This window comes from Ruegeria sp. B32 (genome assembly GCF_025141855.1).
In the GTDB taxonomy this organism is placed as follows: Bacteria; Pseudomonadota; Alphaproteobacteria; order Rhodobacterales; family Rhodobacteraceae; genus Ruegeria; species Ruegeria arenilitoris.
In genome coordinates, this window is the sequence record NZ_CP081108.1 from 21,699 (window position 1) to 45,640 (window position 23,942).

24 protein-coding genes are annotated in these 23,942 nt (G+C 63.0%); 8 read left to right on the forward strand and 16 right to left on the reverse strand.

The annotated features are described in order from the left end of the window. Window positions 1-64: 64 nt before the first annotated feature. From K3752_RS19315 to K3752_RS19335, 5 genes are all read right to left on the reverse strand, one after another. The gene (locus tag K3752_RS19315) at window positions 65-445 is read right to left on the reverse strand and encodes a hypothetical protein (RefSeq protein WP_260066822.1); all 381 of its coding nucleotides are present in this window, start codon (window positions 443-445) and stop codon (window positions 65-67) included. Window positions 446-526: 81 nt separating this feature from the next. Beyond that, on the reverse strand, window positions 527-895 hold the full coding sequence (locus K3752_RS19320) for a hypothetical protein (RefSeq protein WP_260066823.1): 369 nt from the start codon (window positions 893-895) through the stop codon (window positions 527-529). Next, on the reverse strand, window positions 892-1,644 hold the full coding sequence (locus tag K3752_RS19325; protein ID WP_409233636.1) for a TVP38/TMEM64 family protein: 753 nt from the start codon (window positions 1,642-1,644) through the stop codon (window positions 892-894). Before K3752_RS19325 ends, K3752_RS19320 begins: the two co-directional genes overlap by 4 nt. A 16-nt stretch (window positions 1,645-1,660) precedes the next feature. Continuing rightward, a complete protein-coding gene (locus K3752_RS19330; protein WP_260066824.1) occupies window positions 1,661-2,047 on the reverse strand; it encodes a DUF302 domain-containing protein in 387 nt (128 codons plus the stop codon). A 186-nt stretch (window positions 2,048-2,233) separates the two neighbouring features. Beyond that, window positions 2,234-2,806 (reverse strand): EF-hand domain-containing protein, encoded by a 573-nt coding sequence (locus K3752_RS19335; RefSeq protein ID WP_260066825.1) that lies wholly within the window; start codon window positions 2,804-2,806, stop codon window positions 2,234-2,236. A gap of 173 nt (window positions 2,807-2,979) precedes the next feature. Here K3752_RS19335 and K3752_RS19340 point away from each other — a divergent pair, with 173 nt between their 5' ends. Continuing rightward, window positions 2,980-3,705 carry a response regulator gene (locus K3752_RS19340; RefSeq protein WP_260066826.1) on the forward strand — a complete coding sequence of 242 codons (726 nt, stop codon included), beginning with the start codon at window positions 2,980-2,982 and terminating at the stop codon, window positions 3,703-3,705. Continuing rightward, window positions 3,702-5,099, forward strand: a complete 1,398-nt coding sequence (locus K3752_RS19345) for an ATP-binding protein (RefSeq protein ID WP_260066827.1) — start codon at window positions 3,702-3,704, stop codon at window positions 5,097-5,099. Before K3752_RS19340 ends, K3752_RS19345 begins: the two co-directional genes overlap by 4 nt. Before the next feature lie 296 nt (window positions 5,100-5,395). On the opposite strand, the gene K3752_RS19350 is transcribed toward K3752_RS19345, so the two are convergent. Next, the gene (locus K3752_RS19350; RefSeq protein WP_260066828.1) at window positions 5,396-6,286 is read right to left on the reverse strand and encodes an AraC family transcriptional regulator; all 891 of its coding nucleotides are present in this window, start codon (window positions 6,284-6,286) and stop codon (window positions 5,396-5,398) included. Between the two features lie 162 nt (window positions 6,287-6,448). Between K3752_RS19350 and K3752_RS19355 the strand changes: the two genes are divergently transcribed. After that, window positions 6,449-7,318, forward strand: a complete 870-nt coding sequence (locus K3752_RS19355) for an SDR family oxidoreductase (protein ID WP_260066829.1) — start codon at window positions 6,449-6,451, stop codon at window positions 7,316-7,318. A 12-nt stretch (window positions 7,319-7,330) separates the two neighbouring features. Beyond that, on the forward strand, window positions 7,331-8,143 hold the full coding sequence (locus K3752_RS19360) for an SDR family oxidoreductase (protein WP_260066830.1): 813 nt from the start codon (window positions 7,331-7,333) through the stop codon (window positions 8,141-8,143). A 240-nt stretch (window positions 8,144-8,383) separates the two neighbouring features. Here K3752_RS19360 and K3752_RS19365 read toward each other — a convergent pair whose 3' ends face one another. Then, complete coding sequence (locus K3752_RS19365; RefSeq protein WP_260066831.1) at window positions 8,384-10,294, reverse strand: hypothetical protein; 1,911 nt, start codon at window positions 10,292-10,294, stop codon at window positions 8,384-8,386. 643 nt (window positions 10,295-10,937) lie between these two features. Between K3752_RS19365 and K3752_RS19370 the strand changes: the two genes are divergently transcribed. The 3 genes from K3752_RS19370 (at window position 10,938) to K3752_RS19380 (ending at window position 13,715) form a co-directional block, all read left to right on the forward strand. Continuing rightward, window positions 10,938-11,285 (forward strand): DUF2933 domain-containing protein, encoded by a 348-nt coding sequence (locus K3752_RS19370; protein WP_260066756.1) that lies wholly within the window; start codon window positions 10,938-10,940, stop codon window positions 11,283-11,285. Between the two features lie 8 nt (window positions 11,286-11,293). After that, on the forward strand, window positions 11,294-11,500 hold the full coding sequence (locus K3752_RS19375) for a hypothetical protein (RefSeq protein WP_085869400.1): 207 nt from the start codon (window positions 11,294-11,296) through the stop codon (window positions 11,498-11,500). Between the two features lie 100 nt (window positions 11,501-11,600). Continuing rightward, a complete protein-coding gene (locus K3752_RS19380; RefSeq protein WP_260066759.1) occupies window positions 11,601-13,715 on the forward strand; it encodes a protein-disulfide reductase DsbD in 2,115 nt (704 codons plus the stop codon). 58 nt (window positions 13,716-13,773) lie between these two features. Here K3752_RS19380 and ccmI read toward each other — a convergent pair whose 3' ends face one another. Genes ccmI through K3752_RS19400 form a run of 4 tightly spaced genes read right to left on the reverse strand, consistent with a single transcriptional unit; the run spans window position 13,774 to window position 17,942 of the window. Continuing rightward, window positions 13,774-14,922 carry a c-type cytochrome biogenesis protein CcmI gene (ccmI, locus tag K3752_RS19385; RefSeq protein WP_260066761.1) on the reverse strand — a complete coding sequence of 383 codons (1,149 nt, stop codon included), beginning with the start codon at window positions 14,920-14,922 and terminating at the stop codon, window positions 13,774-13,776. Next, on the reverse strand, window positions 14,919-15,374 hold the full coding sequence (locus K3752_RS19390) for a cytochrome c-type biogenesis protein (protein WP_409233633.1): 456 nt from the start codon (window positions 15,372-15,374) through the stop codon (window positions 14,919-14,921). Before K3752_RS19390 ends, ccmI begins: the two co-directional genes overlap by 4 nt. Further along, window positions 15,371-15,943 carry a DsbE family thiol:disulfide interchange protein gene (locus K3752_RS19395; protein WP_260066762.1) on the reverse strand — a complete coding sequence of 191 codons (573 nt, stop codon included), beginning with the start codon at window positions 15,941-15,943 and terminating at the stop codon, window positions 15,371-15,373. Before K3752_RS19395 ends, K3752_RS19390 begins: the two co-directional genes overlap by 4 nt. 4 nt (window positions 15,944-15,947) lie before the next feature. Then, window positions 15,948-17,942, reverse strand: coding sequence for a heme lyase CcmF/NrfE family subunit (locus tag K3752_RS19400; RefSeq protein WP_260066763.1), 1,995 nt, complete (start codon window positions 17,940-17,942; stop codon window positions 15,948-15,950). 215 nt (window positions 17,943-18,157) lie between these two features. Here K3752_RS19400 and K3752_RS19405 point away from each other — a divergent pair, with 215 nt between their 5' ends. Beyond that, window positions 18,158-19,264, forward strand: coding sequence for a transporter (locus K3752_RS19405; RefSeq protein WP_260066764.1), 1,107 nt, complete (start codon window positions 18,158-18,160; stop codon window positions 19,262-19,264). A gap of 4 nt (window positions 19,265-19,268) precedes the next feature. Here K3752_RS19405 and K3752_RS19410 read toward each other — a convergent pair whose 3' ends face one another. The 5 genes from K3752_RS19410 to K3752_RS19430 all read right to left on the reverse strand — a co-directional run bounded on the left by K3752_RS19410 (window position 19,269) and on the right by K3752_RS19430 (window position 23,902). Continuing rightward, on the reverse strand, window positions 19,269-19,934 hold the full coding sequence (locus K3752_RS19410) for a hypothetical protein (RefSeq protein ID WP_260066765.1): 666 nt from the start codon (window positions 19,932-19,934) through the stop codon (window positions 19,269-19,271). A 126-nt stretch (window positions 19,935-20,060) separates the two neighbouring features. Next, on the reverse strand, window positions 20,061-21,179 hold the full coding sequence (gene repC / locus K3752_RS19415) for a plasmid replication protein RepC (RefSeq protein ID WP_260066766.1): 1,119 nt from the start codon (window positions 21,177-21,179) through the stop codon (window positions 20,061-20,063). Window positions 21,180-21,357: 178 nt separating this feature from the next. Further along, a complete protein-coding gene (gene repB / locus K3752_RS19420; protein ID WP_260066767.1) occupies window positions 21,358-22,320 on the reverse strand; it encodes a plasmid partitioning protein RepB in 963 nt (320 codons plus the stop codon). Further along, a complete protein-coding gene (gene repA / locus K3752_RS19425) occupies window positions 22,320-23,495 on the reverse strand; it encodes a plasmid partitioning protein RepA (RefSeq protein ID WP_260066768.1) in 1,176 nt (391 codons plus the stop codon). Before repA ends, repB begins: the two co-directional genes overlap by 1 nt. A gap of 8 nt (window positions 23,496-23,503) precedes the next feature. After that, a complete protein-coding gene (locus K3752_RS19430) occupies window positions 23,504-23,902 on the reverse strand; it encodes a hypothetical protein (protein ID WP_260066769.1) in 399 nt (132 codons plus the stop codon). Window positions 23,903-23,942 lie beyond the last annotated feature (40 nt).

Below are 23,942 nucleotides of genomic sequence, written 5' to 3' on the forward strand. Positions count from 1 at the left end.
GATCATCAGGAAGGGTGTCAGAAGCAGGGTCAGAGCGATGGCTTTCATGGCCGTCTCCTTTCGGTCAGTTGGGATAGGTGCGGGCGGCGATGGCGTTGAACAGCCCTCCGAACAGCAGGGCGCCATACCAGCCATAGAGGAAGGCCCAGACCAGCCCGAGCAGGAAGGACGGCACGCTGAGCCAGGTCATGCCCGGCATCAGGCCGATCCAGGCTCCGTTCATGGCGTAGTCGGGAAAGATCAGGTCAAAGCCCACGCACAGCACATAAGTGATGGTCAGAAACAGGCTCAGCGCCCAACCCAGCACGATCACCGGCAGGCGGGGATGCGTTGGCGCGTCTTGCGCCGGGGCAACCGGGTGCCCCATCACGCAGGGGCCACAGGTCAGACGCAGAACCACCAGCAGCAGAACTGCTGCAAGGATGAAGTAGAGATAGGTGAACATCGGAACAGTCCTGAATTTGAAGCGCCGCGCATTGCGGCAATCGGGCGGCCCGGAACGGTCCGGGGCCGCCGCCGGCCAAATTCAGGACAGTTTCGGAGGATGCGGCAGCGGGGGAACCAGGATCCCGGCAAGCGGGTCGAGCGGTTCAGGGGAAACGGCCGAAGAGACATGCTCCACCGGCACCTCGGCCATGTCGGCGAAAACCACCGCATGGCACCCCGGGTGCACCGAACAGTCGAAATCCGCGCCGGCGTCGACGCCGCCGGACTGGTCCGGGCTATCCGCCGTCAACTCGGCATGGGTATCCGGCTGCGCGATCTCGTGCGCGGCATGCGCGGGGAAGGCCGCGACCAGCATCGACACCACCAGCGCGCAAATCAGCATGACCCGCAGCCGACCGGCGGCCCGGGCCGCTGTCACTACCGCTGATATCCATGCTGCGCGTGTCACTTCCGGTTTCCTTTCTGACGTGACAGTTTAGAGGTGTTTTCCTTTTCCGCGTTGATCTGGCTCAAGTCCAGGATCTGCGGGTTTTCCCTTCCGCCGCGCTTCCACGCCAGCCACAGCAGCGGCGCTCCGGTCAGCAGTCCCAGGCTGATCACCGCCAGCCCGGCGCCGCGGGCTTCGGTCCCGACAATCTCGCCGCCCAGATGGGCAAGGACAAAGCTGGCCGGCAGGATTCCCGCCAGGGTCGCCACCGCGAACCGCCACAGGTGCAGGCGGGTCAGCCCGGCGGCATAGCTGACCATGTCGAAGGACACGAAGGGCATCAGCCGGCTGGTGAACACCGTCACCATCAGCGCATTTTGCGAGCCCAGCAATCCCATGTCCAGCCTGTCTCCAAACCACTTGCGCAGGGCGTCATGCCCCAGCCAGCGCCCGATCAGAAACGCGATCAGCGCCCCGAGTTCCGCCCCGATGGCCACCAGAACGGTGCCCAGCCCATGCCCATAGGCTGCCCCGGCCGCAACGGCGATGGGGGCGCTGGGGATCGGGCTGGCGACGACCGCGACCATCATCAGTCCGATCACCAGAAGCGGTCCGAACAGCCCCGCCCGTGCCACCCAATCGGCGACGGTTTCGCGCGTCAGGGCAACCGGGGCGGCCCCGGAAAACCACAGCCATACCGCCACGGTCAGGGCAACCATCACGACCAGTATCAGAACGGTCCGCATCCGGTTCGGCCAAGCATTCAGCACGCGCCCTCCTTTGGTGTCAGATCGCCTCGATCACTTCGCGCAGCATGTCGCGCACCTGCCCGGCCACGACCTTGAGCTCGGCATTGTCGATCGCCTGCATCGAGGCGACCGGGTCGATCGCGCTGACCTCGACGTCAGGGCCGATCTGCCGCAGGATCACGTTGCAGGGCAGCATGGCGCCCACGCGTGGCTCGATCCTGATCGCCTGATAGGCCATGTGCGGGTTGCAGGCGCCCAGAATGCGATACGGCTCCATGTCGGCGCCGATCTTCTTTTTCATCGTCGCGCTGACATCGATCTCGGTCAGCACGCCGAACCCCTTGTCGGACAACGCCTCACGCACGCGCGGGTCCAGGCTGTCGACGTCGGAGTTTTCGATCACGCGGGTCAGGGTATAGCCCATGTCTCTGCCTCCGGCTTACATGGCGATGTATTTGATCAGCGCGATGATCGCCAGGACGACCAGCAGCCCGATCAGGAACATCCAGACATATCCGAACCCCATTCCGGCACCATAACCCATCATTTTGCAATCCTCCTTGTGGCGGGCGGCGGAACCGGGCCGACCGGCCCGGCCCCACGGCCTACATCAGTTGTCAGCCTGTTCCTCGGCCGCGTCGTCGGCGGGCGCGGGCTTGGGCGGTTTCATGCCATGCTTGCGCGCCATCTGCTTGGCGCCCTTCTCGATCTCGCCTGGCGTCACGGCACCGTCACCATCGGCGTCGAATTGCTGGAACCGGTCCACCATGGTTTCGCGGATCATGCTGGAATGCAGCGCCTCGAATTCTTCGATCGACAGGTTGCCGTCGCCGTCTGCGTCATGGGCCTGCATCCGGGCCTTGAGGCCTTCGGTGATCTCGGCCTGGCTCAGGCGGCCATCCTCGTCGGCGTCCAGAACGGCAAGCCAGTTATCGCCCTTCATGCCGTGGCCATGCATGCCGCCCATCATACCCTGGCTGTGCATCTTCATCATCATCTGCATCATGCCGGCGTGGTCGCCCATCATGCCACCACCCATCATGCCGGGCATCATTCCACCCGGTTGGCCCTGCATCATGCCGCCCTGCTGGCCTGCATTGCCATGCTGACCTGCGGCCAATGCCGGCAAGGCCAATGCGGTTGCGGCCAGAACCCCTGCGACCAGAGCAAACTTGCGTTTCATGACTTTTCCCTCGCGGTTGTTTCGCTTCGATACCAAGCATATGGCCGCCGGAACCCGCACCACCACCCCCCTGCCCCGGCCGTTTTGTATCGGTTTGTCGCAAACGGCACGCCTGATACAAAGCGTTACAAAAAAGCCGGGAATTGCCCGGCGGGCAGTCTTATGATCGCATCATGACCGAGATTCCGCACATCCTTGTCGTCGATGACCACCGCGAGATCCGCGACGCGGTGAGCCGCTATCTGGAAAAGAACGGCCTGCGCGCAACCGCTGCCCGCGACGCCGTCGAGATGGACGCCAAGCTGGCCGCCGGGCGCTTCGACCTGATTGTCCTCGACATCATGATGCCGGGCGAGGACGGGTTGTCGGTCTGCCGCCGCCTCTCCGCCGCGGGCGGGCCTCCGATCCTGATGCTGACCGCCCTGGGCGAAGAGACCGACCGCATCGTCGGGCTGGAGATCGGCGCCGACGATTATCTGCCCAAGCCGTTCAACCCGCGCGAGCTGCTGGCGCGGATCAAGGCCATCCTGCGCCGCACCGACACCACCGAGGCGACGCCGGGTGACCTGGCCGGCAAGCGGGTCGCCTTCGGAGACTGGGTGCTGGATGCCGACACCCGCCAGCTGACCTCGGCCGACGGCACGGTCGAGACCCTGACCACCGCCGATTTCCGGCTGCTGACGGCCTTTCTGCGGCGGCCCCGCGTGGTGCTGTCGCGCGACGAGCTGCTGGACCTCACCGCCGGGCGCAGCCCGCACCTGTTCGACCGCACCATCGACAACCAGGTCAGCCGCCTGCGCCGCAAGATCGAGGCTGACCCGACCCGGCCCAAACTCATCACCACCGTCCGCGGCGGCGGCTATTGCCTCTCGGTCGACGTGCGCGAGCTGGCCGGATGAAGGCCTTCGTCACCAGCCTGCGCGGCCAGCTGATCCTGCTGATCATGGCGGCCCTGGCCGCGGCGCAGCTGGTCAGCCTGTGGCTGTTCGTGGACGAGCGCGCGATGGCCGTGCACATGGCACTGGGGCTGGAGACCGCCGGGCGCGCCGCCAATATCGCGCGGCTGATCGAAGAAGCTCCGCCCGAGCTGCACGGCGCGATCCTGCGCGCGGCCAGTTCGCCGCTGGTGCAGTTCAGCCTGACGGACGCGCCAAGCGTCGATCACACCGGCCACCGTGCCGGCGGCATGGTCGAGAGAACGATCCGCGGCATGCTGCCCGGCCGCGAGGATCGCGAGATCCGGGTCGAGCTGCACGAGTTCTCACCCGACATGCTGCCGCGCGAGGGCATCCCCCGGACGATGGCCGAGATGCACAGGGCGATGATGCGCGATCAGATCTCGGCCGTGGAAATGCAGCTGTCGATCGCACTGAACACGGGCCAGTGGCTGAACGTCGATACGCGGTTCCACAATCCGCCGTTGCAATGGCCCTGGCTGTCCTTTGTCAGTTTCGGCCTGACCGCCGCGCTGATCCTGGTGGCGGTCGTCTGGTTCCTGCTGACGGGCCTGACCCGACCGCTGCGTCACCTGTCACGCGCCGCCGACCGGTTCGGCCGCGGCGAAGAGGTCGAAGAGCTTGCCGCCACCGGTCCGACCGAGGTGCGCGACCTGACCGAGGCCTTCAACCGCATGCGCGACCGCCTGACCCGCTATGTGGCCGACCGCACCCGCCTGTTGGGGGCGCTGGGGCATGACCTGCGCTCGCCGCTGACCGGGTTGCGGGTGCGCGCCGAGCTGGTCGAGGATGACGAGACCCGCGAACACCTGATCGAAACGATCGAGGAGATGCAGGAGATGGTCGACTCGACCCTCTCCTTCGCCAAGGGCGTGGCCACGCGGGAACCCTCGGTCGAGGTTCCGCTGGGGGATTTCACGGCCGAGATTGCCGACGACCTGGCCCGTGCAGGCAACAGCATCGCGGTGACGGTCCGGGACAACCCGCTTGTGACCGTCCGGCCGATGCTGCTGAAGCGCGCCCTGCGCAACGTGATCGAGAACGCCTGCCGCTATGGCCAGCAGGCCGACGTGACGGTCACCCGCGCCGGGGCGGATGCGGTGATCCGGGTGCGCGACCACGGCCCCGGCATCCCCGAGGACATGCTGGACGCGGTGTTCGACCCCTTCGTGCGGCTGGAAACCTCACGCTCGCGCGAGACCGGCGGCACCGGGCTGGGCCTGTCGATCGCCCGCACGGTCATCCAGTCGCATGGCGGCGACATCGTGCTGGAAAACGCAAGCGAAGGCGGATTGTGCGCCACGATCACCATCCCGGCCACACCGACCGCCGGCTGACGCCTGCCCCCCTGCGCGCGGTGCGATATTTGGGGTCGAGAAGGACCACCTGCCTGATTACTCACTGCGTATAGAAGAGGAATCCGTTGTCTTTTTCAGCTGCGGGTCTGTTCCAATTCCAATTGTAGAGATGTTCGAGGGCGCCCTGCCATCTTACGCTCACGAAGATGCCCGAACCGCTGCTCTTGGCTGGGATAGGGACAGACGCCGCGTTTCCCGCGAACTTGGCACCGATCCCTGCTTAGTTCCCCTACACCTGCAAAACTCGTCGAGCAGCTGTACCCCGTGAATACAGCTCAGTCGGCCGGTGCAAGTTCGCGGTCTTGCCGGGGCGATTTGCCGAACTTGCGCGCGTACTCTCTGGAAAACTGCGCCGAGCTTTCATAGCCAACAGCGAATGCAACTTCGGATATCTTGGCACGGCTCGTCCGCAGGTCGTCTCTGGCCTTCAACAAGCGCAGGTCCTTTTGATATTGGAGCGGCGACGTTCCGGTCACGGCTTTGAACTGCTCGAAGAACGCGGAATTGCTCATTCCGATCCGCGCGGCCAGATCCCCGACGACGATAGTCTCCGACAGATTCGCCTGAATGTCCCGCGTTGCCAGATGGATGCGGCTGGCGCTGCTTTCGTGCCAGAGAAGTCTCTGAAGAACCCGGGCATGTTCCCCGATCAAAACCCTTGCGTGAATTTCACGGGACGTGATGGGCGCCAACAGTTGCCGCGTTTCCCCTTCCTCGCACTGAAGAAAGAAACGATGAAGCGCGTCTTCCAGACCGGGATCGGTGTCACACAAGCAAATCGAGAATGGATCAGCGGACTGCACATTCAAGGCGGGCGACACCGAAGGGGCCAATGACCTGAGAAGATCGAGATCGAGAGGAAAGACTAAGGCTGTGTATGGCGCCTCCGTCGACGCTTCAGTAATCCGCGAAACAACCGGCAAGGTATGGCTGACGATTAGCGACTGCCCGGCGCCGACCGTGAGTGTTCGAGTGCTGGACCCAACTTGCTTCGCACCCTGCAGGATCAGACAAAGAAGAGGTCGATAGACTGTCGCATTCAGTTCGGTTGGTGCATGATGCCGCAGCAGGTGGGTGCCACTATTGGCATGATGAGATGCGCCTTCAGCGACGGCTGCTTGATCGAGCAGCGCTGTGAGGTGTGATAACAGGTTTTCGCTCATCATGTCGAAGGCCTCCTAAAAGACGCCTATCGATAGCATCATCAAACACGCCGTCGAAACAGAAATCTCCGCTCCTGGAGGATCAGGCAAGTTTTCTGGCTAATTGGAAAAGAAAGAAACGCCTGACGGGGCTAACGTGATCAAGGCACAACAAAGGAGACCGACATGCAAAAGGTCATGATCACAGGCGTCGCAGGCGGGTTTGGAAAGCCGACGGCCCTCGCACTTCTCGAAAAGGGCTACCAAGTCGCAGGAAGCGTCCGAAGCCGAGAGGGAAAGAACGACAAAACAGTCGCGGAGCTTGAAGCGGCGGGGGCATCCATCGTCGAAATGGACGTGACGGACACGGCCAGCACCGAGCGTGGGGTCGCTAAGGCCATTGAACAGCTCGGCGGAATTGACGTTCTGTTCAACAATGCCGGAATCGGCTCCTACGGCATTCAGGAGTTGATGTCGCCCGAGGATATGGCGCGCGTTTTCGACGTGAATGTCATGGGCGTGCAGCGTGTCATGCGCGCGGCGTTGCCTCATATGCGAGTCCAGGGGCGGGGGACGGTTCTCTATACCTCCAGCTTGATTGGTCGGATCGCGACACCGTTTTACGGAACCTATTCAGCGTCGAAATGGGCGCTGGAAGCGATCGTCGAATGCTATCGGACGGAGTTGTCAGGCTTTGGGATTGAGTCTTGCATCATCGAACCGGGCGCCATGCCGACGGCCTTCTTCGATGGAATGGTTGCGCCCAAAGACCTGGACCGCGAGGGACAATATGGGGAGTTTGCGGCTGTCCCAGCAATGTCAGCCGCAGGTTTGGCCCAAATGCTTGAAGCAACACCCGATCAACGCCCGGAGCGGATCGCTGAAGCGGTCGTTGTGCTTCTGGACAAGGCATTTGGGCAAAAGCCGTTCCGCACCGTTGTGGACCATGTGGGCGTTGGTCCGCAGGTCGAGCGGTACAACGACGTACTGCACGATGTGACGCGCAACGTCATGACCAGCTTTGGCATTGAAGACATGCTGAAACTCAACACTTGAAGGAGATAAAGCATGAAAACCATTCTGATCACCGGCGCCTCATCAGGCATAGGAGAGGCCACCGCGAGACACTTCCAAGCCAACGGATGGAACGTTGTCGCCACCATGCGCAACCCCGACAGCGCGGGTGAGCTTGCCGAACCAAAAAACGTCCACGTCGTGCGTCTCGATGTCACCGATCCGGGCTCGATCGCCGAAGCCGTTGCCGCCGGTATCAACCGGTTCGGCAAGATTGACGTTCTGCTCAACAATGCGGGCTATGGTGCCTACGGCGCGCTGGAAGCGTTCTCAATGGAGCGCATCCGTCGCCAGTTCGACACCAACGTGATTGGTCTGATGGAGGTCACGAAGGCCGTGTTGCCGCATATGCGGAATAACCGGGCGGGCACGATCATCAACATCTCGTCCATCGGTGGTCAGATCACATTCCCCCTCGGCACACTCTATCACGGTACGAAGTTTGCGGTTGAAGGTCTCTCCGAAGCGCTGCACTACGAGCTTGAACCGCTTGGCATCCATGTCCGTATTGTCGAACCCGGGATGATCAAGACGAATTTCGGCGGAAGCTCTTTCGACTTCGCCATGGACGAGGACCTTGCGGACTATGCACCAATGACTGAGGCCATGGGACGAGTGTTCGGCAAACTGGCGTCCAACCCATCAGCGCCCGAAACCGTTGCCGAGGTGATCTGGAACGCTGCGAATGAAACCGGCCATCGCCTTCGTTTTCGGGCAGGTGCCGATGCAGTCGAGTTGTTGGACACCCGCAGGGCACAAGACGACGCGACCTTCATCGCCGGGATCAAACAGCTGATGAAGGCGTAAGGATTATCAAAACCGCAGCGACAGCAAAGTCCGCTTTCGGGAAGCTGCGCTGCGGTATTGCTTGCCACGGCGAGAATCCGGATTGGGCCGCTCCTACCAGGTGGCGGCCGATACGCGAACTGCTGATTCTTCCCTCGTAATTGACCAACACTATTTGCGGACACCCCTTTTTCTTTCTGTATTTCGCGATTGCGACGATCCTACACAAACTTTCTCCTGTGTAGGAAAAACGGCAAGACTTCAGCGGCTGCGCAATGTGACCTTCTTCTTCACAACTTGCCGTTTCAAAGTCGGCTCGCCCGGCTGGTCTGTGTGAAGATAGGCCAGAGTTTCTTGCTTCGCCGTCGCCGGATCGTGCATGCCTGATTTCAGATCGAAGCCCCTGTTTAGAGCTTCGTTTTCCAGAACTTTGAGGCCCAGCCTGGCCTGCGCGCGCTCCATCTCCTCGCCGGACTCATCAAGGATGTTCACCGCATCTAAAGTGATCGCGACGCCGTTGCGAAGCGCGGCATTGTTCATGCCATTCAGACGCTCACGCAGAGCACTTGCCTGCTCTGTCGCTGCAACCAAGAAGGTGCCCGGAATAGTCGGTTCGCTGCTGAACTGCGCCGGCTCAATGCCGATCTTGTCGAAAGCCTGCTCGACCTTCTTTCCGAAGAACTCCGGGACTTTGTCTGAAATGAGTTTCTTCAGGACCGTCATCTGACGCATGGCAGTCTTTGCCTTCAGCATCATCGCTTCTGCCGCGTTCATTCTGTCTTCGGCGATACGTTGGGCGCGCTCCGCTTTCAGAGCGCGCTCTTCAGCCGCCTCCAGTTTTTTCTGAACGGCTTGCTCTCTGGCGACCAGCTCTTCTTCTTTTTGCTTCAGCTTCTCTTTGTCGGCATCGACGCTGACTGCGCTGACCGCGTTCTCAAAGCTGTCCTCCATGTTTTCGACACTCTTCCTGCGAGCGTGGTCATCAGCTTCACCTTTCTTCTCGTCCGAATACCTGTCGATCTCAGCCTTCGTTTTCTCGATGTGGATTTCAGAGACTTTCTCCGGCTTGGAGATGATCTCGGCCGAAGTTCCATAAGTCTCTTCGAGCTGCGCCAAGAGCGCGGCACGTTTCTTACGGCTCGTTGCCTGGTTTCGAACCGTCTCGGTGATCGCACCAATCGCAGCCAGATAGTCGAGGGCCATCGTATCGCGTGCATCCTTACGGATGCTGCCTTTTTCTCGGGTCTCTTTCATCTGCTTCTTGAGAAGGAAAAGAACCTGTCCGTCTCTGGAACCAGCCGGCAGTTCAACACCCTCGGCGACGGCCTTGTCGTAGACTTCGGTGGCATCTTTGTCGGCCTGGCGCTTTGCTTCAGCGCGACGCTCACCGCGGATAATATTCATCTCCGGGTAGCGTGTTTCGAAGAACTCACCAACCGCATCCTGCAGAAGTTCGTAGCCGCGTTTCTCGCTGCCGTTGCCGCCGATCAGTGGATGATCAGTGATCTTGAAGACCCGGCGGCCCCGCGGGTAGCGAACCGTCGGTTCGATGTCTACGACACGAGCAAGAACGAAGTGAACGTGACCACTTTGTTCATCGCCGTCGAAGCGTGCATAGATACAGTCGTCACCGAATGTCTCCGTCAAAAACTCTTTCGACGCTTTGAAGAAGTTGCGGTATTTCTGCTTGTCGTGAACGGTAAATTCGCCGCTGTCGTCGACGTAAGAGAGCCGGTTTTCGTCCGTTGTATTATCGTCCGCTTCGAAGAACTCGCGCCGAACAGAAAGGATGCCTTCTCTCAGAGGGCCACGCGACTTGCGGTTCTCGCGCCATGGATTCTTCAGTGGCGTCGACTCGACAGCCTTGTTCAATTCTCTCGCGTTGCGGAACTTGCGCTTGGACAGCGCCGACATGCGGTTGAACTTCGCCATGTCGTCGGACATTTCGACGATCGTCCTTGCGACGGAGTCGTCGCCGATCATCATGACCTTCATATCTGCCTTCGCGGCCACGATGTGATCAACATTGCCGATGGTTCTGTTGCCGTGAGCAACAACACCGGCGACATCCTTCGGGACAGCGGGCTCCGCCCGGCATACTGCCTTGAATCTACCATCGCTCCTCTGAGAAGGAACGATACTGCGCTCATAAAGGGGTGTCGGGGCTGCCATTTCCACTGTCCTCTGTCCGTGGAATGGAGATACGTCCCGACATGTGCTGTCACACAAAATAAATGTGTCTCTCAGAACATTTCTTTACTTACTAAGAAAGTGTTTGACGCCTGCGGCGCAAAACACGTTTCTTGTTCGGCAAAGGGTCAACCCTTGCACCCGCAAAAGAACCCGCGCCGCTCTGTTCCTTTGATCCTTCTCCAGGCCCTCCCGGGAGGCACCTGCCGTTGAAGCCGAAGGATCACTTGCTTGCTCCTTCGATCCCCCTGCCCTGTTTTCACCGGCGGCTTTCCGACACCCGTCGGCGTACCCTGGGGCGGCATCATCCGGTCCCATTCCGAGCCCCGTGTCTCCGCCAGCCTCACTCGGGTGAGGCCTTACTCGAAGTTCGGGTTTTCGTCGCGCCCACTCCGAAATCGCAAACTCTCGGCAACCTGAACTCTCTGGCCAAGACCAGCGTTGGTCGTCACTTGCACGCGTGCAAGTGGCCTAAGACCATCAAGGGTGCCCGCGGGTCGACTCCTTAAGTTCGTCATCACTTGCACGCGTGCAAGTCACCCCAAAAAGTCGAGATTTTGTCGCAGAAGCTCTTTCAGATATCGTTGGCGAAAAAGCATTTGACCTTCCATCGCGGGAAGGGGCTATGACGCGCTTCGAACTGTCAGAGATGGAGCGAAACGTGACGAGTCATCAGCAAGCAGACACGGCAAGGAAACCCGCGCAGGACACCGGCGGAAAACTCATGAAATGGGGCATGATGGCCTGTTGCGTCGTCATGTTCGCCCCGATCGGCCTGTATTTCCTGGCCGGCGGCGGTGCAGGCGGCGTGTCCGAATCTCTGGGGCTGATCGCGCCGCTGCTTCTGTGCGTCGGGGCGCATGTCTTCATGCACAAGGCCATGGGCAAATCCTGCCACGCAACGGAAGAAAAGAAGGTGGAGGAGCGCCCCGAGGCAGAAGAGACCATTCCGCCTGTGGCCGTGCGGCAGTAACTTTGCCGGTGATCCTCAGGCGCGGGCGGCTGGTGGCGGCGGTCTCGGCCGCCGCGGTGCTGCTGTCGGCCTGTGCGCAAAGTAACAGAACCTGCCCGCTGCAACCCGAGGCGCCCTCCTTCACCCTGCCCGAGGGGTGCAATGTTCAGTGGGAAGGCCAGCAGGGCGGCGCCTATTTCACCTGCGATGATGGCCGGGTCGGGTTTGTTGGCTGATGGCCGCGATGTGACATTCCGGCCCGTTGACCCTCCAGCGCTGGAATCTGCCAATCACGGCGCACGCAACAAAAGGCAGCGAGTCGCCATGGGCAAGGCAATGGCAAAACTGGTTCTTGTGGTCTGGGTGATGGCCCTTGGCCTGCTTTTGACAGGGCAGGGTCAGGCCGCCACCTCCGCACCCCATGACTCCGTACCCGTGAACGCCCGCCTCGTCACCGCGCAGGACGGGGTCGAACCCGAGGCCGGAACCCTCACCGCAGGGTTGCACCTGAAGCTGGCCGAGGGCTGGAAAACCTATTGGAAATCACCCGGCGAGGTGGGGATCCCGCCCAAGGTCACGTGGGAGGGGTCGCAGAACATCCGCGACGTGCAGTTCCACTGGCCCGCGCCGATCCGCTTCCGCGCCTTCGGCATCGAGAATTTCGGCTACAAGGACGAGGTGGTCTTTCCCCTGACCATCACGCTCGAAAACCCCGGCGCGCCGGTGGATCTGAAGGCGGAAGTCGCCATCCTGGTCTGCTCGGACGTCTGTGTGCCGGTCGAGTTTCCCCTCACGCTGTCTCTGCCGCAGGGATCGGGCCGGGATCAGGGGTCGGCCCGGCTGATCAATGCCTACATGTCGCGCGTGCCGGTCCCGGACAACAGCAACGGGATCGCATCGGAGTCCGCATCGCTGGACGCCGAGGCCAAGACGCTGACGCTGAGTTTCACCAGCGACCTGCCCTTTGATGCGCCCGACGTGTTCCCGGACATGGGCCGTGATACCGCCTTCGGCGCGCCCGACATCCGGCTGGCCGAGGATGGAAGGCTGCTGTGGGTGCAGTTCCCCATCCTTGCCCTTGCGGACAGCCCCGCTGCCCTGTCGGTCACGGTGACGGACACCAACCGCGTGGCCGAGTTTGCCCCGCGCACCGACGCCCCCCCTGCCCCGCCGCCTTACGAAATCGCGACCGCCGAGCCTTCGGCCGGCGCGCTGGTCTGGATCCTGCTGCTTGCCGTCGGCGGAGGGCTGATCCTGAACGTCATGCCCTGCGTGCTGCCGGTGCTGTCGATCAAGCTGTCCTCGGCGGTCAAGGCGCATGACCGGTCGCCGGCGCAGATCCGCGCCGGGTTTCTGGCCTCGGCAGCCGGGATCCTGGCCTTCATGTGGCTGCTGGCGGGCATCACCATCGCCGCCCGGTCGCTGGGCTATTCGATCGGCTGGGGCATCCAGTTCCAGAACCCGCTGTTCCTTGCGGTGATGATCGTCGTGCTGGCGGTCTTTGCGGCCAGCCTCGCGGGCCTGTTCGAGATCACGCTGCCGCAGGCGCTGAACACCCGGCTGGCCCATGTGGACGAGGGCCGCGCGCCGCTGGCCGGGGATTTCCTGACCGGGGCCTTCTCGGCGGTTCTGGCAACACCCTGCTCCGCCCCCTTCCTGGGCACCGCCGTCGCCTTTGCCCTGACCGGACGGCCGGTGGACATCCTGGCGATCTTCACCGCCCTGGGGCTCGGGCTGGCCATTCCCTACCTGCTGGTCGCAGCACATCCGAAACTCACCGCCGCGCTGCCCAAGCCGGGGCGCTGGATGGTGGGGCTCAAATGGGTCCTGTCGGCGGCGCTGCTGGCCACGATCGGCTGGCTGGTCTGGGTGATGGCCGGTGTTGCCGGAGATACCGCCGCAACCGCCACGGCCCTGGCCGCCGCGGTCCTGGTCCTGGTGATCTGGAGGGGCGCGGCGCTGCCGCCCGCCCTGCGCTGGTCCGCCATGGCGCTGCCGCTGGTCGCCGCCCTGGCGGCCCCTGTCGCGATTGCGGGCAAAGGCCGGACCGGCCCGACCGAACCGGCCGGAGAGATCCCTTGGGTGACCTTCAGCCGCCCGGAAATCGCCCGGCTCGTGTCGCGCGGCGAGGTCGTGTTCGTCGATGTCACCGCCGATTGGTGCCTGACCTGCAAGGCCAACAAGGCGCTGGTGCTGGAGCGCGGCGAGGTGCTGGCCGCGCTGCAATCCGACAAAGCCGTCCCCATGCAGGCCGACTGGACCCGCCCCGACGACGCTATCGCCCAGTTCCTCGAGGACAACGGCCGGTTCGGCATCCCCTTCAACATCGTCTATGGCCCGTCGGCCCCCGAAGGCATCGCCCTGCCCGAGATCTTGTCGACCACGGCCGTGCTGGAGGCGCTGGACAAGGCCGCACCCGATGGCGGCACACCGCTGGCAAGCGGCTCGTGACGCGCGCGGCCGCTACGCCCCGGCCCGGATGCTCTGCCGGGCCGGAACGCGTTTCAGGTCACCCCCCCAGTTCCGACAGGGCCCGATCGATCGTCGCCTTGCGCGGGTCGGTCTGCGGCAGGGTCTCGGCCAGCTTCTGCGCCCGGCCAAAGGCATCGCGCGCGTTCTCGGTCTCGCCCAGAACGGAATAGGCATTGCCAAGCCGCATCCAGCCGTCCAGATCGCCGGGGGTCTCCTGCATCCGGGTGGCCAGACGCTCGACCATCGAGCGGATGAAGGCCTGACGGTCCTCGTCCGACATCTCCTCGGCCGCGGCCACCTGGTCGGCGGTCGGGCCGGGCATCGCCGGGGCAAATTCGGCCAGATCGACGCGCGGGCGCCCCGCCGCCGGTGCGATCCGGTTCAGCTGCGCGGCAAAGCTTTGCATCCACGGGCGGAACTCGTCTTCGGCATCCATGCGCGCCTTCAGCAGGTCATAGGCCGCATCCAGCGCCCCCGCCTGTTCCATCGCCATCGCCTGATAGAACGTGGCCGCCGGGTTTGCCGGATCCAGCTCCAGCGCCCGGTCGAATACGCGGCCCGCCTTGGGCGTCACGATGCCATCCTCGGCATAGATCAGCGCCTCGCCATATTGCGACACCAGCGCCGAGGTCACGTCGGGCCTCTCCTGCAGGCGCGCAAAGGCCCCTGCGGCGTCCTCGTAGCGCCCCATGCGCATATAGGTCTGGCCCAACAGCGCCCAGCCCTCGGTCTTGCCACCGTCCGGTTCGGACAACAGCCGCAGTTTCAGCCGCTCCGCCAGATCGGCGATCTCGCGGGCCTCGGCCTGTTCCCCGGCGCGCTCGGCAAAGGGCTGGCTTGGGATGTCGGGGCTGCCAAGCTGCCAATACAGCCCGGCCGCAACCGCCGGCACCGCAAGCGCCGCCGCCAGCACCAGCGCCCGCCCCGAGCGCCGCGCCGCGGGGGCCGCCTCGGCCTGCCGTCCGATCGCCTGCAGACGGCGCTCGATCTCGGCCTTCGCCGCCCTGCCCTCCTCCGCGGAGATGACCCCGCGCTCCTGGTCGCGCTCGACCTCGCGAATCTGGTCGGCAAAGATCGCCGAAGCGCTGTCGCGCCGGGACAGAACCGCGCGGCCCCCGCCTGTCGCGGTAAACGCGATCACCAGGAAGGTGGCCGCCGCCATGAGGAAAAACACGATCCAGATCATGCGTTCGGCTCCTTCACCGGGGTTTCAGGGGTCTGCCGCGCCGCATTGCGATAGCGGCGGGCGTTCTGCGCCAGGACCAGCGCGATGGCGATGCCCCCGATCGAAAGGATCACGAAGGGCGCGGCCCACAGGACGTATGTCGAGGGTTTGAAGGGCGGCTTGAACAGCACATAGTCGCCGTAGCGCGCCACCAGGAAATCAAGAACCTCCTGGTCCGTGTCCCCGGCCACCAGCCGTTCGCGCACCAGGATCCGCAGATCCCGCGCGACCCCGGCGTTCGAGCTGTCGATGTCCTGGTTCTGGCACACCACGCAGCGCACCTGCTTCGAGAGTGCGCGCGCGCGTTCCTCGAGAACCGGATCGTCCAGCATCTCGTCGGGCTCGACCGCAAAAGCGGGTTGCGACAGCAGCGCCGCCAGCGTCAGGACGGCTATCAGCATTCTGCGGATCATGACGTCTCTCCTGCCCTGTTCCGCCGCGCCTGTTCCAGCGCGGTGCGCAGTTTCCCGATCGCCTCGTCGCCCAGCACCGGCCCGACAAAGCGGAACACGACGGTACCAGCGCCGTCGATCACGAAGGTCTCCGGCACGCCGGAAATCCCCCACTCGATCCCCGCCCGGCCGTCGAGATCCGAGCCGATCCGCTCATACGGGTTGCCCAGATCGTCGAGCCACTTCCGCGCGTCCTGCGGCTTGTCCTTGTAGTTGATGCCCATCAGGCGGATGCCGTCCTCGCGCACCATCCGCGTCAGCACCGCGTGCTCGGCCCGGCAGGGCACGCACCACGAGGCGAACACGTTGACCACGATCGGCGCGGACCCGTCGTTTTCCGCAAGATCGGTGCTGGACAGGCCCGGGATGTCCAACCCCTCGACCGGGGGCAGATCGAAGACGGGCACCGGCTGCGAGATCAGGACGGACGGAATCTCGTTCGGGTCGCGGTCGGGGTTCAGCCCCCACAGCAGGAACCCGCCGAGGATCACGGCGATCCCGATCGGCAAAAAGGCAAGTATGCGTTTCATCGGCCTACTCCGCGACAACCGGGGCCGGCACCGGCTGGGCCCGTTTTCGTGGCGCGCCCACACGCAGGCGGCGGTCGCTCAGCGACAGGACCCCGCCAAGGGCCAGCAGCCCCGACCCGATCCAGATCCAGACCACCAGCGGTTCATAGAGAATCCGCAGGGTCCACCTGCCCTGCTCATCCTCTGAAGCCGGCTCCTGGATCGAGGCATACAGGTCTCCGGCCAGCGTGGTGCGGATGGCCGACTCGGTCGTGCTGCTGCCGGCCACCGGATAGGCCCGGCGCTCGGGCCGCAGCGTGGTGACGTAGGACCCGTTGCGGGTGACGGTCAAAGTGCCCATGCGCGACAGGTAGTTCGGCCCGCGCAGGTCCTCGACCCCTTCGAACCGCACGTCGAACCCGGCGATTTCCAGTTCGGTTCCCGGCTCGGCGAACACCACCACCTCGGATTTCCAGGCGCTGGACCCGACGAAACCAATCATGCAGACCGCCAGCCCCGCATGGGCCACGACCATGCCGTAATGCGCGCGCGGCAGGTTGCGGGCCCGGCGCATCGACTCGGCCAGCGGCACCTCGCCCAGCCGGATCCGCCCGGCCCATTCGGTCAGTACCGCGCCCAGCAGCCACGCCGCCAGACCGATCGACAGAACCGCCAAGGCCGGACCTCCGGTATCCAGATACCACACCGCAAGCGCCGCCAGCAGGCTGAGCCCGGCCACCCATTTCAACCGGGCCAGCACCCCGCGCAGGTCCGCCCGCTTCCAAGACAAGAGTGGCCCGACCCCCATCACCAGAACCAGAACCAGCATGATCGGCACGAAACTGACGTTGTAATAGGGCGGCCCGACCGAGATCTTCTCGCCCGTCACCGCCTCGAGCAGCAGCGGGTAGAGCGTGCCGAACAGCACCGTCGCCGTTGCGGTGGCCAGCAGCAGGTTGTTGATCAGCAGCCCCGCTTCGCGGCTGATCGGGGCGAACAGGCCGCCGCCCTCCATCTGGGGCGCGCGGACGGCGAACAGCGTCAGCGAACCGCCAATAGCGATGGCGAGCAACGCAAGGATGTAAATGCCGCGTTCGGGATCGACCGAGAAGGCATGAACCGAGGTCAGAAGCCCCGAGCGCACCACGAACGTGCCCAGCAACGACAGCGAGAAGGTCAGCACCGCCAGAAGGATCGTCCAGCTTTTGAAACTGTCGCGTTTCTCGGTCACGATGGCCGAGTGGAACAGCGCGGTGCCCGCCAGCCACGGCATGAACGAAACATTCTCGACCGGGTCCCAGAACCACCAGCCGCCCCAGCCCAGCTCGTAATAGGCCCACCAGCTGCCCAGCACGATGCCCAGCGTCAGGAACACCCAGGCCGCCAGCGTCCAGGGCCGCACCCAACGGGCCCAGGCGGGATCGACCCGCCCCTCGATCAGCGCCGCCACGGCAAAGGAAAACACGATCGAGAAGCCGACATAGCCCAGATAGAGAAACGGCGGATGCAGGGCGAGGCCGACATCCTGCAGCAGCGGGTTCAGATCCTGCCCATCCAGCGGTGCGGGGAACACCCGGTCGAACGGGTTCGAGGTGAACAGCATGAACGACAGGAACCCCGCGCTGATCCAGGCCTGCACCGCCAGGGTGCGCGCCTTGAGCTTCAGCGGGATGTTCTGGGCCAGCAGCGACACGCCCAGCCCGAAGATCACGAGGATCAGCACCCACAGCAACAGCGACCCTTCGTGGCTGCCCCATGTGGCCGCCACCTTGAACAGCATCGGTTTCAGCGAATGAGAGTTGCTGGCCACGTTCACCACCGTGAAGTCGCTGACCACGAATGACCACATCAGGGCGCCGAAGGCGACGGCAACCAGCACGGTCAGCAGGACCGAGGTTGCCGTCGCCGAACGCATCCAGATGACATTGTTGCGCGCCGTTCCCATCAACGGCAACACGCTCTGCACCAGCGCCACCGCCAGTGCCAGAGCCAGGGCAAACTGCCCGATTTCCGGTATCATTCCAAACCCTCCGGGTTTCCGGTTTTCCGGCCTTGTCCGACAATCCAGCGCTGGAGGGTCAAGGGCATTATTGCCGCACCCCACCCAGATGCGAGTGCGTCGACCGACGGGTTTTCAAACCGGTGGCCTTGACCTTCCAGCGTAGGAACACCCCATTTTTCGAACACGTCGCTTGTCACGCAGCGCGAAATGGACAACCGAATGAGGATAGGATGGTGAGAAACAAAACAGCTAAAATTCACCGCTGGAAATTCGTTCAGGCCGCTTTGATGGCCGGTGGTCTGGGTCTGGCGTCGCCCGCCCTGGCCCACACGGTGACGCAGTCAACAGATAGCATGGCAATGGATCCGCAAGCCCCTGCTGGAATGGCCGGAATGGGCAACATGTCGGCAATGATGCGCCCTGACGCGGCACCGCCCACGGGCGTCGTCGGCGGCATGCGCCCGCCCGAGGGCGTGTTGATGCCGGTATTCTCGTTCATGAACATGGAGATGGACGGAAACCGCTCGGGAACGCAGTCGCTGTCCACATCGGACGTACTGTCGCAATATATGGTCGCGCCGCTCAGCATGAGCATGAACATGGCGATGGTCGGCCTGATGTATGGCGTGACCGATGACATCTCGGTCATGGCGATGCTGCCTTATACCAACAAGTCGATGAAGCATCAGACCCGCATGGGGCAAACCTTCAAGACCAGGGCGCAGGGGTTCGGTGATCTGAAGATCATCGGCGGGTATGATGTCTACAAATCCGACGGGCAGGTTCTGGAACTGTCTCTTGGCCTCAGCCTGCCGACCGGCTCGATAGACGAGACCGACACCACGCCGGCCGGGCCGGACCAGCTGCTGCCCTACCCCATGCAACTGGGGTCCGGCACCTATGATCTGCTGCCGGGTGTCACCTACACGGGCCAGAACGCGGATTGGTCGTGGGGCGGCCAACTGGGCGCAGTCGTCAGGATGGGCGAGAATGATGCGGGTTACACCTTGGGCAATGTCTATTCGGCAACAGTGTGGGGCGCCCGGCGCTGGAATGACCAATTCAGCTCTTCGTTGCGATTGGTCGGTGACATCGTCGAGAACATCGACGGTGCAGATGCGCGCCTGAACCCTGCCATGGTGCCTACCGCCGATCCGTCTCTGCGCGGCGGAGAGTTTCTGAGTGTCGGGATCGGCGTGAATTACCTCGTGCCCGGATCAGGCCCTCTGGCAGGCACACGTTTGGGCATCGAGGGCGTCATCCCGGTGTATCAGGATCTGGACGGGCCGCAGCTCGAGCGTGACTACGCGGTCTCGTTCGCGATCCGCAAGGCGTTCTGACCTGTCAGACCGACGCTGACTGAAGCAGGACGATCACTGCCGCCGCTGCGGTCAGAACCACCACCGACAACGCAACCATCAGCAGGGCCAGGATGATTGGCCCTGCGCGCCCCGGCATACGGCGCATCAGTTTCGCGGCGAAGCCCCTGCCATGGGCACTCTGGCTTTGCATGACCGAGACATAGAGCGGCAAGGCGCCGACCAGAGTGGCATAGAGGTAGACGCCCGAGATATTCTCGAACAGCGCCGAACGCACCAGCGTCGGCCCGACCACCGTCAACGCTTGCCAATGGTCGCCCCCGAACGAGCCGAACCAGTCGGCGGACAGGAAATAGATCACCGCGTGCAGCAGGATGAACAGGACCACCCGCGCGGGCATGTCGATCAGGATCAAGCGCATCGGCACCGGCCCGTCGGATCGACTGGCGTTGCCAGCGGCATAGAGAAAGAAGCTCAGGTAATTGACGGCGAACACCACGGGCAAACCGTTGGTGATCACCTGCCGCAGAAAGCGGCTGAGCGCCGGCCCGCCGTTCAACAGATGCGCGCCGAATCCGGGTGTGCGCAGGATGAAAAGCAACAAAAACGGAAACAGGCCGAGGCAGCTGACGATCAGCGTGTTTCTGGCAAACCGCCAGAAGGGCATGTCGATGGCAAAATATTTCTCCATTGCCTTAACCTTTCCAGCACTTGCCCTGCCATGTCGATGCTCAAGGCGACTTTGACGGAAAATCTTTCATTGGCCTTGAATTGTCAGCTGGCAAGACTACACAAACCCATGTTTTTAAAACAATTTTCAAATTGTCAGCTGACAATCCCGCGGATCCGACCGGTTGATCAACGCTTTGAGCATCGGTTCGCAGGAAAACCGCCCGGCCCGGGCCTTCTGCGCCAGCCTTCTGAGATAGGCACCGGGACTGCGGATGTCGCCAAGCCGTTCGAGGATGCACAGAACCGAAGTTGCCGCCGCCTTTGCCCCCATGCTCTGACGCGCGTCGTGGAATACGGGCGCATCGATGCCGATCATGGGCGAGAGCCTCTCGGCAATGGCGACCAGCTCGCGCCAGTCCTTCACCCTTCCGGGATAGTATTGACGGAACTCGGTGCAGGCCGTCAGGATCCGGCCCAGGTCCTCGGCATTCGCCGTGCTACGTGGGATGTCTGCTTTCGCTTTCTCAGCTCTTTCAGAGTCAATATCTTTCTCAGATGAATCCTGTATGTGCCGCTCATTCTGGCTGTCGGTGGCGCTCATTTCGACCTGAGGCAAGGCGTTGTCAGCCGGGTTTTCCACAGGGTCAAGCCGGGCCACGGCCTCGTCCAGCCGCGCGGCGATTTCGGTCAGGTCGCCTTCACCGACCTTGCGGCGCAGGATCAGCCGGGCGGTTTCCAGAAGCTGGGCGCAGGCCCCCTGCCCCGCTTCGATCAGGACCTGTCGCGCAGCGGCGATCCGGTCGCGCAGCACGCGCATCCGCTCGGCCCGCTGATGCGCGGCATGGGCGACGGCAAAAATCTGATCCGCATGGCCGTTGAGCGGCGACAGGTCAAAGCCGAACGCAACCTGCACCCCCTGCCCGACCCGGCGCGCGAAACGCTTGCGGTTGGCGCTGTCCTGCCGGTTGACAAGACCCAGCTCGACCAGCCGCGCCAGATGCCGGCGCAGCGTGCTTTCGGGCATGCCGTTCAGCCGCTCGGACAGGGTGCGGTTGGATGGATAGACCACCGCCTGTCCTGCCCCGGCCGGGATCGCGCGGTCGGGCAGAAAGGTCAGCAGCGCCCTGAGAACGCCCAGCGTGCGGTGCGAAATGTCGAAATCCGGGGCGGCAGCAGTCAGGGCCGACAGCAGCTCCCACTTGTCAACGGAGGCCGAGACAAACGTCTCCGGCCGCCCAAACTCGGTCTGGGACGCGTGTTTCATGGCATTTTTTCACGAAAGACAACAAAATCCCCGCCCTGCGCATGGCGCAGAGTTGACAGGACCGAATCGGAGGGGCTATTTCAAAGATGCTAAGTTTGAAAAGGGCCTTCCGGGATGCATGTCCTGGGGGGCTTTTTTATCTCCTGCTCGTGCCTCCTGTTTCTTGTTTCACCTGTCGTCAGTCTTCCGACCGTTCGTTTTTCCAGCGGTCGTGAAGTTCGGCCAGCAGCGCCTCGGCATGGGTTTCGAACCAGCGGTCGAAGCCTTCGGCATTGCGGGCGGGAATGTTGAGCGTCACGCCCCGGCCGGTTTGGCGGATGTCGGCCAGCGCCTTGCCGTCGCCGTTGCGCAGGGTGCGCGGCTTGGCCGGCTGGGGCTTCTTGCCGGGCTCGGGCGTGGCGGTGACATGCTTCAGCACCGCCTCGAACCGGGCGTTTGACTCCAGTGTCAGAAAGTCGGGGCGGTTCATGAAGGTGTTGGCGCGGCTCAGCGCGGCCTTGTCCTTCAGCGCCTCGGCCAGGGCCAGCCAGCGGTCGCGGCCGATATCCGGGGCCGAGCCGATCTGGCGCAGGAAGGGCAGGGGGAAGGCCTTGCCCACCTTCAGAAGGCGCGACAGCATCGGCATGTCGATCGACAGCGCCGCGGCGATTGTCGGCCGGTCATAGCCGGCCTCGTCAAGCTGCGCGGCGAAACTGGCCTTTTCGATGAAGGACAGATCCTGCCGCGAGGTGTTTTCCTGCCCCTGCGCCATGACCAGCGCGTGGTCGTCCAACTGGCGCACCATCGCCTTGACCGGCAGGCCCAGTTCCTTCAGCGCCATCAGGCGGCGGCGGCCATAGACGATCTCGAACCGGCCGGGTTTCTCGGGATGCGGGCGCAGCAGAACCGGAACCTGCTGGCCATAGCTGCGCAGGCTTTCCACGAGCTGTCGTTGCGCGTCGCTGTCCAGCCCCAGCCGGTCTTCGAACCCGGCATCGTCGACCAGGGCGCAGTCGATCTCCTGCACCGCGTTTTCCTGCAGCTTGGACAGCGAGGATTGCAGTGCACCGACGGCCCCGCGCGGCATCATCCGTGGTTTCGCGCCGGGCGTCTTGGCCTCGGGCTTGCTGATTTCGGTCGTCAGAATGCCTTTGCGTGCCATCAGCGCCCCCATGCCTGTTGCAGCAGCGACTCGATCTCGTCATTCACAAGATTCAGTGAATCCACCGCGCGGTCATAGGTGTTGCGGTGGAATTGCGTGCGTTCGACCTCGTAGATGGTCTGTTGCGTCAGACCGGCATCCGAGATCGCGGTCGATTTCAGCATCGGCGCCACCATGACCTCGTTCCCGAACAGCTGGCGCAGAAAGGCCACCACCTGCTGTTGCGGCCCGTCGCTGGGTTCATAGCGGTTGATGAGAAAGCGCAAAAAGTCGAACTCCATCGAGGCGCCGGCATTGGCCACCACGTCGAGCAGTTCGGCGCTCATCTGCAGGAATTGCGACATCGAGGCGACGTCGAGCATGTTCGGAACCACCGTGATCAGCACGCCGGTCGACGCGCACAGCGCCGACATGGTCAGATAGCCGAGCTGCGGCGGGCAATCGAAGATGATCACGTCGTAATCGGCCTCGACCTCCTGCAGCGCCATCGCCATGCGGGCGAAAAAGGCGGGCTGGACGTTGTGGATCAGGGCCTGCGGAGTTTCGTGTTCGAATTCCTGCAGGATCAGGCCGCCCGGGGTCAGGTCGATGCCGGTGAAAAAGGTTTTCTGGATGATCTGGGAAAGGGGCAGGGGGTCTTCGTAGCGGATCGCGTCATAGATCGTGCCCGATTCCAGGAAATCGTATTCGGGCCGATAGCCGAACAGGGTGGTCAGCGAGGCCTGCGGGTCGATATCGACCGCCAGCACGCGATAGCCTTTGAGCGCCAGCCGCTGCGCGGTGTGGATGGCGCTGGTGGTCTTGCCCGAGCCGCCCTTGAAATTGAGAAAGGACAGGGCCTGCACCTTGTCACCGGGCCGGCGGCCTTTCAGATAGGTGCCGGGCGACTTGGCAGTGGATTCCAGTTCCTTGCGGATGGCCAGAAGATCCTCGGCCGAATAGTGGCGTCGCCCGCCAGGCGTGGTATGCACGTCGGGAATGCGGTTGTCGAAATGCAGCTTGCGCAGGAAGCTGCTGGAAATACCCAACAGCTCGGCGGCTTCTCCGGCGCTGAACCGGCGCAGTTCCTTGCGGGCGTCCGGCGCAAAGACCTTGAGCATGTGGCTTTGCAGAGCCGCGCTCAGGTTTTCGGCGTTCTCTCGGATACGCTCGTTGATGTGGATCGAATTTGCCACTGCCGCCCTCATTCAGTAACGCTGTTTTTCGCCAACGCTGTTTTTACCGTTTTTTTAAGCAAGGAGAGGGGGGCTTGGCAACAAATTCTTGAAATACCGCAGAGTCTTTCTTGTTGCCCACATCTTGTACCACGTAGATTTTGCATCACAAGATGATGCTTAAAGCATTGAAAAATATGAAAAATTTTTGATCTTTCGAGGGTAGGGCAGCCGGTTGCGGTTGTTTGAGCCGTCCGGCCGGGTTTTGCTGGCCCAGGCCGAATTCGAACCGCCGGGGTGGATTTGAGGCGATTCGCGGCGGGCAAGGTGCCGTGGTGCCGGAGATTTTCGGGATCCGCAGGTTTGACTTGCAGCGGTGCAGCAGATAAGACTTGTATCAATACAGCATAATTTACTTGCAAACCCATAGCGCGAAATACGTGAGGTCCTCCGATCGCTACCCCGCAG

Excerpts from the sequence above, each read along its gene's own strand:
- K3752_RS19315 (WP_260066822.1), bottom strand. The coding sequence starts at position 445 with ATGTTCACCTATCTCTACTTCATCCTTGCAGCAGTTCTGCTGCTGGTG.
- K3752_RS19400 (WP_260066763.1), bottom strand. The coding sequence starts at position 17,942 with ATGATACCGGAAATCGGGCAGTTTGCCCTGGCTCTGGCACTGGCGGTG.
- K3752_RS19390 (WP_409233633.1), bottom strand. The coding sequence starts at position 15,374 with ATGATCCGCAGAATGCTGATAGCCGTCCTGACGCTGGCGGCGCTGCTG.
- K3752_RS19340 (WP_260066826.1), top strand. The coding sequence starts at position 2,980 with ATGACCGAGATTCCGCACATCCTTGTCGTCGATGACCACCGCGAGATC.
- K3752_RS19355 (WP_260066829.1), top strand. The coding sequence starts at position 6,449 with ATGCAAAAGGTCATGATCACAGGCGTCGCAGGCGGGTTTGGAAAGCCG.
- repC (WP_260066766.1), bottom strand. The coding sequence starts at position 21,179 with ATGAAACACGCGTCCCAGACCGAGTTTGGGCGGCCGGAGACGTTTGTC.
- K3752_RS19370 (WP_260066756.1), top strand. The coding sequence starts at position 10,938 with ATGACGCGCTTCGAACTGTCAGAGATGGAGCGAAACGTGACGAGTCAT.
- K3752_RS19350 (WP_260066828.1), bottom strand. The coding sequence starts at position 6,286 with ATGATGAGCGAAAACCTGTTATCACACCTCACAGCGCTGCTCGATCAA.
- repB (WP_260066767.1), bottom strand. The coding sequence starts at position 22,320 with ATGGCACGCAAAGGCATTCTGACGACCGAAATCAGCAAGCCCGAGGCC.
- K3752_RS19335 (WP_260066825.1), bottom strand. The coding sequence starts at position 2,806 with ATGAAACGCAAGTTTGCTCTGGTCGCAGGGGTTCTGGCCGCAACCGCA.
- K3752_RS19365 (WP_260066831.1), bottom strand. The coding sequence starts at position 10,294 with ATGGCAGCCCCGACACCCCTTTATGAGCGCAGTATCGTTCCTTCTCAG.
- K3752_RS19345 (WP_260066827.1), top strand. The coding sequence starts at position 3,702 with ATGAAGGCCTTCGTCACCAGCCTGCGCGGCCAGCTGATCCTGCTGATC.
- K3752_RS19410 (WP_260066765.1), bottom strand. The coding sequence starts at position 19,934 with ATGGAGAAATATTTTGCCATCGACATGCCCTTCTGGCGGTTTGCCAGA.
- K3752_RS19360 (WP_260066830.1), top strand. The coding sequence starts at position 7,331 with ATGAAAACCATTCTGATCACCGGCGCCTCATCAGGCATAGGAGAGGCC.
- K3752_RS19430 (WP_260066769.1), bottom strand. The coding sequence starts at position 23,902 with ATGGGTTTGCAAGTAAATTATGCTGTATTGATACAAGTCTTATCTGCT.
- ccmI (WP_260066761.1), bottom strand. The coding sequence starts at position 14,922 with ATGATCTGGATCGTGTTTTTCCTCATGGCGGCGGCCACCTTCCTGGTG.
- K3752_RS19330 (WP_260066824.1), bottom strand. The coding sequence starts at position 2,047 with ATGGGCTATACCCTGACCCGCGTGATCGAAAACTCCGACGTCGACAGC.
- K3752_RS19395 (WP_260066762.1), bottom strand. The coding sequence starts at position 15,943 with ATGAAACGCATACTTGCCTTTTTGCCGATCGGGATCGCCGTGATCCTC.
- K3752_RS19380 (WP_260066759.1), top strand. The coding sequence starts at position 11,601 with ATGGCAAAACTGGTTCTTGTGGTCTGGGTGATGGCCCTTGGCCTGCTT.